This window comes from Sorangiineae bacterium MSr11367, from assembly GCA_037157805.1.
In the GTDB taxonomy this organism is placed as follows: Bacteria; Myxococcota_A; Polyangia; order Polyangiales; family Polyangiaceae; genus Pendulispora; species Pendulispora rubella.
Genome location: CP089983.1, coordinates 13,528,661 through 13,540,570, shown reverse-complemented (window position 1 = coordinate 13,540,570; position 11,910 = coordinate 13,528,661). Strand labels below are relative to the sequence as shown.

Annotated in this window: 8 protein-coding genes; 4 read left to right on the top strand and 4 right to left on the bottom strand. The window is 63.0% G+C overall.

From position 1 onward, the window contains the following. Positions 1-9: 9 nt before the first annotated feature. Entirely contained in the window at positions 10-960 is a 951-nt protein-coding gene (locus LVJ94_52985; protein ID WXB05600.1) for a class A beta-lactamase-related serine hydrolase, read from the bottom strand. 277 nt (positions 961-1,237) lie between these two features. On the opposite strand from LVJ94_52985, the gene LVJ94_52980 reads away from it, so the two are divergent. Together LVJ94_52980 and LVJ94_52975 are read left to right on the top strand one after the other, a co-directional pair. Then, on the top strand, positions 1,238-1,663 hold the full coding sequence (locus LVJ94_52980) for a hypothetical protein (protein ID WXB05599.1): 426 nt from the start codon (positions 1,238-1,240) through the stop codon (positions 1,661-1,663). Between the two features lie 168 nt (positions 1,664-1,831). After that, positions 1,832-3,814 (top strand): thioredoxin domain-containing protein, encoded by a 1,983-nt coding sequence (locus LVJ94_52975; GenBank protein ID WXB05598.1) that lies wholly within the window; start codon positions 1,832-1,834, stop codon positions 3,812-3,814. Between the two features lie 23 nt (positions 3,815-3,837). Here the strand turns inward: LVJ94_52975 and LVJ94_52970 are convergent, their stop codons facing one another. Both LVJ94_52970 and LVJ94_52965 read right to left on the bottom strand, forming a co-directional pair. After that, on the bottom strand, positions 3,838-4,239 hold the full coding sequence (locus LVJ94_52970; protein ID WXB05597.1) for a hypothetical protein: 402 nt from the start codon (positions 4,237-4,239) through the stop codon (positions 3,838-3,840). A gap of 261 nt (positions 4,240-4,500) precedes the next feature. Continuing rightward, positions 4,501-6,054, bottom strand: coding sequence for a M4 family metallopeptidase (locus LVJ94_52965; protein ID WXB05596.1), 1,554 nt, complete (start codon positions 6,052-6,054; stop codon positions 4,501-4,503). Positions 6,055-6,807: 753 nt separating this feature from the next. Here LVJ94_52965 and LVJ94_52960 point away from each other — a divergent pair. Continuing rightward, positions 6,808-9,330, top strand: coding sequence for a GH92 family glycosyl hydrolase (locus tag LVJ94_52960; GenBank protein WXB05595.1), 2,523 nt, complete (start codon positions 6,808-6,810; stop codon positions 9,328-9,330). Positions 9,331-9,513: 183 nt separating this feature from the next. On the opposite strand, the gene LVJ94_52955 is transcribed toward LVJ94_52960, so the two are convergent. After that, the gene (locus LVJ94_52955) at positions 9,514-10,128 is read right to left on the bottom strand and encodes a hypothetical protein (protein ID WXB05594.1); all 615 of its coding nucleotides are present in this window, start codon (positions 10,126-10,128) and stop codon (positions 9,514-9,516) included. Between the two features lie 190 nt (positions 10,129-10,318). Between LVJ94_52955 and LVJ94_52950 the strand changes: the two genes are divergently transcribed. Next, complete coding sequence (locus tag LVJ94_52950) at positions 10,319-11,878, top strand: CehA/McbA family metallohydrolase (GenBank protein ID WXB05593.1); 1,560 nt, start codon at positions 10,319-10,321, stop codon at positions 11,876-11,878. Positions 11,879-11,910: the final 32 nt, after the last annotated feature.

The following is an 11,910-nucleotide window of genomic DNA, read 5'->3' as shown; positions in this document are numbered from 1 at the left end:
GTGGCGCGCTCAAAGCAAAGATTGCGCCCCGATGCGTTCGTAGACCCTGGGGATGACGTCGAGCTCCGACTTCACCCCCTGCGTGAACACGGCGACGACGAGATCGCGCCCATCGGGAAGGAGCACGCGCCCGACGAGGTGGCGCACGTCGTAGGCGTCGCCGGACTTCGCCCAAATGCGGGAGCCTTTCGGAAGCGCGCGCCCTGCGAGGCGAGCATTCTCGAGTTCCCCGTCCTCGGATTTGGCCTCGGCGCTTTCGCGTGCAAGGAGCGCCATCATCTCGTTCGTTCCGGCGGGGCCAGCCACCTCGCCGCGCACGATCTCGGCGAAGATGCGCGCCGCCTCCAGGGCGCTCATCCGATTGCGATTCTTTCCACCATCGCGGTAGGCCTGCTCCCGGCCGTAGCTGTCCTCGCAGAACGTCTTTTGCTTGGCATTGAGATTGGGAAATCCGCGGCGGTGGTACCACGCGGTGACGGCGTCGCGCTTCGTCTTCCACGCTTCCCACGCCTCGCCGGTGAGCTCCGGCCCCGAGGTGGTGCCCGTGATCGAGTCCACGACGAAGCCCGTCGCGTCGTTCGAGGAGACGGTCACCATGTCCTTGACCGCACGCACGAGCTCCGGTGTATCGGCAAGCCGTTGCGCGTCTTTCGACGCTTCGTAATAGGCGAGGTAGCAAAGCTTCACCACCGAGGCGGGGTAATACGAAACATCGCCCCGGTACGCCCCCGAGCGGCCGCTTCGAAGATCGATCACCGCGATGGCGAGTCCCTCGGGGGTGAGCCCCTTCTTCGCGAACTCCCCCGCCGTCTCCACGGCCATCGTGGCGAGCGCCCGATCGAGCTCGGGCGCACGCACCACCGCCGTCGCGACGCGAATCGGAAGCGGTGCAGGCGTCGACGAGGAAGAACAGGCGCCCATTGCCAGAAGGAGAAGCGCCATTGCGAGGGTCCGATGCATGAGGCGCAGTCTAAACGGTGCCCCCCTCGATCCACCCACCCGGATCGTCGCTCCCTCGGCGCTTAAGAAGAGAGAGAATTTTCACAGGAAGACGGGAAGACGGGAAGTTTTTTGGTTTCAACGGAGCTCAATGGGCCAATTGGAAACAAAAAAAACCAGCGTTCCGCGCTGCAGCACGCCGAAACCCCTTCCCGTCTTCCCGTCTTCCTGTGAATTCTCTCTCTTTTTGCCAACGTCTTGCGTCGGGTGCCGCGCCCGTGCAGAGTAGGAAACGCGGATGCATCCGAAGCTGAAGTACCTCCTGGCCTTCCTGGTGACCATGGCGGCATGGTTCACGGCGGCGCCTGCGTGGGCTTCGGACATGGTCTCGCGAACGGCCCCCGCGGTGCCTTCCCGAGCTGCCCCGCTTTGCGACATGCGCGGCGCCACGATGTTTGCCCCGACGCCGACGTTGGATGGCCCCAGCGCCTCCATCGACGTGGGGCAGGACGACGCGAGCTGCCTGCCCTCGTTCGAAGGCCATAGCTATGAAGAGGGGCACCACCCCTCGCCTTCTTCCTCGGGCGAAGCCGCGCCCGAAGGCGTGATTCCCGGGACCGCCCACACCGCCCGCATGCTTCTCGCAGGCTTCGTCGCGTGGCCCGTCCTCGAGGAAACCGCGCCCGCCGGCGTGCGCGACTCGATCGAGCGGCCGCCGCGCTGAGCACACGCCCGTAGATCGCGAGCTCGCGTTCTTTCGGTTCTTTCGCATTCTCGCCATCCATCGAGAACAGGGCACGTTTGCGCGCGCGTCGCCGCAGCGCCGTGCCGATCGCCATCATTGTATTTCGAGTTTCGCGCGGGCCCATGGCCCGGACGCAAAGGATTCGTCATGTCCAAAAATAGCCACGAAGTACGCGACATCCCGGGCGGAGTCGCGGTCATCGGTTTTTTCCTGAGCTTTCTCTCCGGCGGCGCCCTCATGTGGGGTTACGACACGCACCGTCTGCAGAGCCTTCGCGGAGGGGAATCCGCGGCCGGATCGGATACCGCACCGTGGAGCGACTCGGATTCACCCATTCCGGTCGACAGCAAAGACCCCATGTGGGGCAATCGCCTTGCGCCGGTCACCATCGTGGAGTTCTCCGATTTCGAATGCCCGTTCTGCGCGCGCGTGGAGCCCACGCTCGAGCAGATCAAGCAGAACTACGGCCCCGACAAAGTGCGCATTCTCTGGAAGCACATGCCCATTCCCAATCATCCCAACGCGCGCCCCGCGTCCGAAGCCGCGGCGGGCGTCTTCGCCCTCAAAGGGAACGAGGCATTCTGGAAGTTCCACGACTTGGCCTACCGCAATCAAAACACGCTTGCCCCCGCGAACTACGAGCGCTGGGCGCAACAATCGGGGGTGACCGATCTCGCGAAGTTCAAAGCGGGTCTCGCCTCGCACAAATGGGCGAGCAAAGTCGAACAGGACGAAGCGCTCTCGCGGCAGCTCAACGTCAACGCCACGCCCGCTTTCTACATCAACGGCGTCGCCTTCTCCGGGGCGCAACCTTACGAGAAGTTCAAGGCCGTCATCGATCAGGAGCTCGGTAAGGCCCAAGCAAAGATTGCAGCGGGCACCCCGAAGAGCGAGATTTATACGCGAAGCTCGAAGGAGGCCAAAAATGCCACACCGCCGCCGCCGCCATCACCAGCCGAGGCGAAAGACGACGGCCTATGGAAAGTGCCCATCGGAAAGAGCCCCGTGCTCGGTACCGACAAAGCGCTGGTGACCATCGTCACGTTCTCCGACTTCGAATGCGTCTTCTGCAAACGCAGCGAGGCGACGATGAAACAAATCCGTGACACCTACGGCGACAAAGTGCGCATCGTTTGGAAGAACGAGCCCATTGTATCGATTCACAAGCACGCCGAAGCCGCTGCGCAATTCGCACTCGCCGCACGCGCCGAAAAGGGAGACAAAGGCTTCTGGGACGCGCACGACAAACTGTTCGAATCGGCGCCGAAACTCGAAGACGAGGATTTTGCGCGCATCGCCAAAGAGTTGGCGCTCTCGGTGGACAAAGTTCAGAGCGCCATCAAGGAGCACAAGTACAAGAAAGAGATCGACGCCGACCAGGAAGCGGCCGAAGACGTCGCCGCGACGAACACACCTCATTACTTCATCAATGGGCGGCGCATCGTCGGCGCGGAGTCGCTCGATCGGTTCAAGAAGATCATCGACGAGGAGATCACCAAGTCCAGCGCGCTCCTCGCCAAAGGGACGAAACCGGCGGACCTCTACGACACGCTCGTCAAAGACGGCAAGGGCGCGCCCGAGCTGGAGAAGAAAACCCTACCAGCCCGGCTCAACGCGCCCACGAAGGGCAATGCGAACGCCAAGGTCACCATCGTCGAGGTCAGCGACTTCCAATGCCCGTACTGCCGGCGCGCGGAAGATACGATGAAGGAAGTGATGAAAAACTATGGCGACCGCGTGAAGCTATCGTGGCGCAATTTCCCGCTCACCATGCACGAGGACGCCGGGCTTGCAGCCCAGGCGAGCCTCGAAGCATTCAAGCAGAAGGGCTCGGACGGATTTTGGAATATGCATGATTTGCTCTTCGCCGCCCAGCCGACCGAAAACGGCCTCAAACGGGAAGCGGTGGAGAAGTATGCCGAACAAGCGGGGCTCGACCTTGCCAAGTTCAAGGCAGCCCTCGACCATCAAACCCACCGGGCCGTCGTCGACGAGGACGTCAAAGCCGTGAGCGATGCCGGGATCAACTCCACACCGGGCTTCATCATCAACGGGTACTACATCAGCGGCGCCGAGACGTATTCGAAGTTCCGCAAGGTCATCGATCGCGCGCTCGCCGAAAGCAAGTAAGGTATTTCTGCGACCGTCGACGTTCAGCTCGCGCGCTTGTTGAAGTCGACGGAGTACGTCTCGGTTTTGCCGGGCGAGATGAAGCGGCGAAACACTCCGTGCGAGCCGTCGGCGCTGACGTCGACGAGCTCGCCGGGCTGTTGATCGACGTAGACGAGCTCTTTCGTTCCATTCCTGTGCTCCACGAAGACCTTGGTTTCGGCCAAGCCCTGCGTGCGCGCGGAATAGACGAAGATATCCGAGCGGTTGCGCGGCATCAGCGGCGCATCACGATCGGTCACCTCGTCCGACGCGAGCACGATGCGCGAGGCATTGGCCGCCGACGCAGCCTTTGCGTGATCGTCGCGATGGGTCACCGCACTCAGCCCCGCGAGGGCAACGGGGAGGACGATGAGCGGAAGCAGACGCTTGATGGTGAGGTTCATGATGGTGTCCTTTCGCGGGGGCAGTCCGATTAATTTCGTCCGCCGTATCTCCCGTCGTGGCCCACCACTCAGCAACCCACGTGCCGGCGATGTCGCACGCACATTCCCGCAGTTTTCACCGAGGAAAGGTTCGCGCGCGGACATTCGTCCGGACACGTGTCCACTTGCCGCGACCGCTTTTCTGGGATGAGTAATCCCAGATGCGGGACGCCTCGACGAGGCCCACACTCGCCGAGGCGTCACGCATATGAGTCTTTTGATTTACGGAACGCCGACCGCGGTCCAGGCAGCGCGTACCGAGTTCACCTCGGCCGTGCTGTAACCGAGTTGTTGCGCCGCTTGCGCCGTCCACGTCTTCGCCTGCGAGAAGGTCGTGCTCGCGGTAAAGAGCGAGGTGTTCGCGCGGTAGAAGATCTGCGCGGCCTTCTCGATGCCGATGCCGGTCACCTGCGTCGTGGTCTTTCCGCGCGGGTGCGTGCCGCCTTGCGAGAGAAGGTAGAACGCGAGATTGGAAATACCCGAGCTGTAGTGCACGTCCACGCCCGAGGTGAAATCCGGATAGTAATCGAGTGAGCGACCGTCCTTCTTCGGGTCGTTCAGGTAGCGAAGCGCATCGCCCGCCTTGTTGGGCGTGTACACGTCCTCACCGACCTGCCACGTACCGGCGCTCACGACCTTGCCCGCCGCGTACCATTCGACGACCTGGCCGAAAATGTCCGAGAGCGACTCGTTCAATCCGCCCGATTGCCCGGAGTAGGTGAGGTTCGAGGTGTTCGACGTCACGCCGTGGGTCAACTCGTGCGCGGTGACGTCGAGCGAGTTGGCCAGGTTGGAGAAGGTGTTGCCGTCCCCATCGCCGTACACCATCTGCGTGCCGTTCCAGAACGCATTATTGTAGCGGCTGCTGTAGTGCACGGAGCTAATCAGCTTCGAGCCGCTGCCATTGATGGAGTCGCGGTTGAAGAGGGCCTTGTACGTATCGTACGTGGAGCCGAGACGCGCGAAGTTGTTGTTCACCACCGCGTCGGAACTGGCGGCGCCGGTCTCCGTGCGGGCGACGGGGCCGGGGAGGCTCGTGCCGCCATTGAGGTTGTGCACCTCGCGGTTGCGCGCCGTGTGAATGGAGGGAACCACGTCGACAATGGAGCCGTCGGCCGCGTTGACCAACACCAGGTCGGCAATGGGGGTGCCGTCGTCCTGCGTGCCGGTCACCGTCACCTTGTGGACGAGGAGGAGCGAATCGCCCGCGTCGCTGCGCTTGTACGCGAGCTCCGTGCGGGGCTCCGCGGCGAGGCCTTCGCGTCCGGCGTACGTGCGCAGCGCCGCGGCGACGGCGGATGCGGACGAAATGGTCGATTTCGCCGGGCCCGCGATGTCCGCGCGCGCGCTGCCATTGGCGGCGTACACCACGCGGCCGCGGCTATGCACCACGAGCTCGCCGTCGAGGACCTCGAGGCCATTCTTGAATTGGGTGTAGCGCGAGTGCACCTCGCCCTGCGGATCGGTGAACTCGCTCTTCAGCGAGAGCTCCGAAGCATCGGCGCGGAAGACCGCCGCAATGGCGGCGAGCGCATGGCCTTTTGCCGCCGCACCGAGATCGCCGGTCACGAGGGTGGGAATCCCGGTGGCCGCTTCCACATCGACGACCTGCGCGTTGGGAAGGGTATCGACGGAAACGCCGGGGGCCGGTGCGGAGGAATCATCGCCCTGGGAATTTCCAGTGCAAGCCGCGGGAGCGCACGCCAATAGTGTCAAACCAACGAGAGACAACCAATTGCCACGAACGCCACGGTTGAACGGTGTCTTGATCGTCATGAGAAACCTCCAAAAGAGACAACACGACTCCCAATCCGGATTTCGCCCCTCATGGCAAAACCGGTACGGCACCACCTGCAGCCTTTCTCGCGAAAGAAAGGGGCCTTGCTCGACCGCCACGGCACGCGCGGCGGGTGCAACGATGCTAAGTCGCCACCGGATGATTCCAGTGTCTCAAGATTCCCTTATCGAATTACACGAACGGCGCTATCGGCCAGCCAGCACGAACGGCGGGGCCAAGGGGGCGAGCCCGAAGCTACAAAACGTGGCCTTACAAGGGCGGATTTGCGGACCTCCACGACTTTCGGTCGGGTGTGCCCGAAGGCTCACCCGACAAAGGAACAGTGGATCGCGTCTCGAGCCCTCTTACCGAGGCTCCGACCCGACCGCGTGCCGTTCTGGCGCGTCGCATGCCCCGCTTTCGGGACTGCACATCCTCTGGCCGCACCCATGGTGATACGCACGGACGATTGGATATCACGACGATTGGAGGTGATCATCAACAAATCGTTGCTTGACGAATATTAAAACCAATGAAGTTCGACGTCGACGATTCGACATCGATATTTGCAAATACAAGGAACGTCCAATGCGGTCCTCGGGGGGACAGTCCCCGACAACGCGGCCCATTGCGCAACGGCAAGGCTGAACGGTCGGTTCCACTGTCCTGTTCATGTCCCGTTCGCAATGGGGACAGGAAGAGTTCACTTGCTGTCTTTAATTGGTACAGTCCGTCGTATGAAGCGCTCTCTAATGTTGGTACTTACACTGACCCCCCTCGGCATCGCGGGGGCGTGTTCCGAACCATCGCTTTCTCCTAGAGGAGGAGAGAACGACGGCGGCTCGGATTCCACCGTTCGCGGAACGGACGCAGCCATCGACGATGCGTCGGTGGCGGATTCGGCCAATCCAGCCGACTCGTCCGAGCCGCTCCCCAGTGGCTTGGCTCGCTTCGTCAATCCCATCATTGGCACCAAGGGCGGGGAAACCTGGCCGGGCGCCGACTTGCCTTTCGGCATGCTTCAATTCAGCCCGGAAACGACCAGGGGCAATCAAACGCGCACACCCGCACCGGGCGGATATGCGCATAGTGCGATGAAGATCCGCGGTTTCAGCCTGACGCACTTGTCGGGCACCGGCTGCGCGGGCGCATTTGGTGATATTCCCTTTTTCCCGTATGCCGGTACGGTCAGCACCTCGCCGACGGCCGATACGACGGACAAGATTTACGCGAGCACGTTCCTGCGCCCGAACGAGCAGGCCATCGCCGGATATTACGGCGTGACGCTCGACTCCAAGGTTCGCGCGGAGCTCACGGCCACGATGCGCACGGGGTCGGCGCGATTCACCTACCCGGCCGACAAGCCGGCCACCCTTTTGATCCGAGCCTCCAATTCCGAGCTTGGCAGCACCGAGGCGCACGTCTCGATCGATGCCGCCTCGCGCACCATCACGGGCTCGGTCACCAGCGGGAACTTCTGCGGCTACATCTATGGGGAGGCGGGCAACGTCGATCGCCGCAGCTACTACACCGTCTACTTCCATGCGGAGTTCGATCGCCCCATCACTGCGACAGGGTCTTGGGCTGACAACGTTGTCAAGCCGGGAAGCACCGAGTCCAATGGCGGCACCACCTACGGCAAGGATGGCTTCCCGCCCGCGGGCAAAGGCTCCGGCGCCTACGCCGTGTTCGACACCGGCGGGCAGCCGGTCAACATGCGCGTGGGCATCTCGTTCGTGAGCGCGGCCAACGCGAAGGCGAACCTCGAGGCGGAGAATCCTCAGGGAACGACGTTCGAGACCGTCAAGCAAAAGGCCTGGGAGGCGTGGAACGAAAAGCTGGACCGCGTCCAGGTCACCGGCGGCACCGACGACCAGCGCACCACCTTCTATACGTCGGTGTATCACTCGCTCCTGCACCCCAACGTCTTCAACGACGTGAACGGGGAGTACGTCGGCATGGACCAGAAGGTCCACAAGCTCAGCCCCGGCCAAAATGCCCAATACGCGAACTTCTCGGGCTGGGACGTCTACCGCGGGCAATTGCAATTGGTCACCCTTTTGGAGCCGACCATCGGCGGCGACATCGCCCAATCGCTGCTCAACCAGGCCGATCAGAACAAGGGCGTCTGGGATCGATGGACGCACGCGCAAGGCGGGACGCACGTGATGACGGGCGATCCCGGGCATGCGGCGGTGCCGGCCATTTACGCATTCGGCGGGACGAACTTCGACGCCAAGGGCGCGCTCGCATCGATGGTGCACGCCGCCACCACGGTGACCGAAGAGGACAAGAGCAAGGACGGCTGGAACGTCATGGTCGTCGGCGAGCGCCCCTCGCTGGACAAGTACCTCACGATCCATTACGTGCCCGCCTTCGGGAGCGACCCGAAAGAGGGCAATGCCTGGGGCGGTGCCAGCGAGACGCTGGAGGACGTGGTGGCCGACTTCGGCGTCGCGCAGCTGGCTGCGCGCCTCGGGGAGAATGCCACGCACGATGAGTTCCTGCGGCGGTCCGGTTACTGGCGCAACGTCTTCAACCCGGCGGCGCATTCCTCGGGCGGATACATCCAGGACCGCAGGTACGATGGCACCTGGGTGACGCCGTTCACTCCGAACACCGAGGACGGTTTTGCCGAAGGGAGCAGTGCGCAATACACCTTGATGGTGCAGCACGACGTGCACGGACTTTTCGAGGCGATGGGCGGCAACGAGAAGGCCACGGCGCGGCTCGATCGGTTCTTCCACTTCGACAACGGGCTCTGGGCCCTCACCGGGGCGGGCGGCGAGCACGCGGAGATCAACAACGAGCCCTCAGTGGCCGCGGCGTGGATGTACAACTTCCTCGGCGCTCCGTACAAGACGCAGGACACGGTCCGCGAGATCATCAACGAGCACTGGAAGAACAGCGAAATCGGTATTCCGGGGCAAGACGACCTGGGCGCAATGTCCGCCTGGTACGCCTGGTCGGCATTGGGCGTGTACCCCCAGTACATCGGTCGCTCCGAGCTGCTCCTGGGGACGCCACTGTTCACCAAGGCGGTGATTCGCACGAGCAAGGGGCGAACGTTGACGATCAACGCACCAGGTGCCACCGCAAACACGCGCTACGTGCAAAGCGTAAGTGTCAACGGGCAACCGTCGACGCGCGCATGGGTTCCGGAGTCATTCCTCGCCGGCGACGGAACACTCGACTTCACGGTGTCGACGCAACCGAACAAAGAGTGGGGCGCCGCTCCAGGCGATACGCCCCCGTCGTTCCCGCCGGCACCATGACGGCATGACGGAGCAATAGGCTCCTCGAACCGAAGAGGGAAACCGCCAAGACACCAAGGTCGCCAAGGTTGATTGAGGTACTGCAGGGCCGAGAAATGCCCCTCTCACGAACCTCTATCCCTTGGCGCTCTTGGCGTCTTGGCGGTTTTTCTTTCGCGGCAGAATGAAGGTGGTTCGAGATGTCTATGCCCACGAGGCGCGGTACACGATGGTCGTCGGTTCTTTCGCGGTGGGCAGCAGCTTGACGTACATCGCTTCGCAGAACAAAGCGCCCAACCCTGATCCCAAGTCGCGGAGGCCTTCGCGGAAATAGGGAATATGGCCCAAGGTGCAGCCGAGGACTTCGACGCGCGCTTCCTTGGGGCCCTCTTTGTACACGGCGATGGCGCCGCCGGTGCACATGCGATCCCAGACGCGGCGTGCGTACGAGAGAGGGAGCCAGGGCGTGGCTCCGACTTGGCGCGCGAAACGGCCCGCGACGCTGACGAAGGCGTTGTTCAAGTGGCGCGTTAGAATCGTCCCGATGGTCTTGATGTCGCCCTCGGAGAGACCCAATTCGTCGCAGGCGGAGTAGTGGGCGACGGCCACACTGACGGGAAGCCACGTGCCCACCACCGCCGTGAGCAAAATATCGCGGTGCACTTGGGAGAGCAGTTTCGTGTAGCGGTCGAAAAAACCGCAATCGCGCAACGCGTTCTGCGATGCGACAATCCATGTACTTCGAAATTTCGTGGTGAGCGGTACGCGATTTCGAGGCACGTCGAGCGCCACGACGATTTCCTCCGCGATTCCCCGCATGACACGAGCATAATCCGCGTCGCGTCATCCCGCACGCACGAGCGACCCAATCGACCGCCCGTTTCGCACCTGATCGCATGTCGAGGATACTTACCCTTGGCCACCACCGCGCTACGAAATATGCGATTGTGAGTTCGTGCAGTCTTCGAAGCAATCTTGGGCGAGGAGCTCCGCGCTCGCCCTCGGCCTAATGGCCATTCCCCGCATCGCCGCCGCCGCCGACCCGGCCCCCATCGTGTTCGACGGGGATGTGCCCCTGGACGGACCGGAGCACTTCTTCGCGCCATTCGAGGTGCCGGAAGGCATCGAGGAAATCGAGGTGCGCCACGATGACCAATCCGAGACCAACATTCTCGATTTCGGATTGAACGATCCCGATGGATACCGCGGTTGGGGAGGCGGCACGGACGAACCGGCCATCGTGGGCCGCCTGGCGGCGTCACGCGCGTACGTGCGCGGGGCCATTCGCGCGGGTACGTGGAAGGTCGTCGTGGGCAAAGCCAAGGTCGTGGCCTCGCCGGCGCGTTACCATCTCGAGATCGTTCTTCGCACCACGGCCACGCTGCCCGAGCAAAAGCAGCGCACCCCGTATGCGCCGCCCCCGCCGCGCCCGGGCCGCCGCTACTACGCGGGCGATTTTCACGTGCACTCCTTGGAGAGTACGGACGCCATTCCGTCGCTGGACGAGATTGCCACCTACGCAGAATCACGAAAGCTCGATTTCGTCGAGATATCCGATCACAATACGGTGACGCAATTCGAATTCTTCGCCGATGCCCAGGCGCGCCACCCGAATCTGCTCTTCGTTCCCGGCATCGAGTACACCACGTACCACGGACATGCGAACGCCATTGGTGCCACGCGGTGGGTCGACCACAAGTTGGGGCAGCCGGGGGTGACCATCGACGGCGCGGCGGAAGCCATCCGCGCGCAGGGCGCCCTCTTCTCCATCAATCACCCCGTGCTGGACTTGGGCGACGCGTGCATCGGGTGTGCATGGAAGCTCGACGTCGATCCGCGCCATGTCTCGGCCATCGAAATCGAGACCGGTGGCTTGAAGCAAAGTGGCTTCATCTTCATCGAAAAAGCCCTCGCCTTTTGGGACGAGCGTTGCGCCAAAGGGCAGCACATCGCCGCCATCGGCGGGAGCGATTCGCACCGCGCCGGAGAGACCAACGGCCCCACGTCGAGCCCCATCGCGGAACCGACCACCATGGTGCTCGCCGAGGCACTGAGCACCGAGGCCATCCTCGAAGGTATCCGCAACGGCCGCACGGTGGTGAAGCTGCAGAGCCCCGCCGACCCGATGATCGAGCTCACGTCGAGTGTCGCCCCCTCGGGCGACACCGTGCGGGCACGCAGCACGATCCTGTCGGCCAAGATCACCGGCACCGCCGGCAAAAATGCCACCGTGTACTTCGTCAAGAATGGCGAGGCCGAAGCCGAGGTGCCGGTGACGAGCGATCCCTTCGTGCACGAAGCGCGCGTAGCCGTACCCGATGCGGGCGAGTCGCGCTGGCGTGTCGAGGTGCGCGTCGATGGTCAGAGGAGCACCATCACGAGCCACCTGTTCATGCAACGCGATCCAAATGGGCCGGATCCACTGGCACCACCGCCTTCCAGCTCGAGCGGGGATGGCCATGGGGACGGCGGCTGTCATGCCGGTAAGGTGGCGTCATCCGCAGCATGGGCGTGGACCCTGGCAGCGGGAGCGATTGTCTTCTTTACGAGACGACGACGGATACGTTAACTGACATAAACCTTTACACACACGTCACGTTG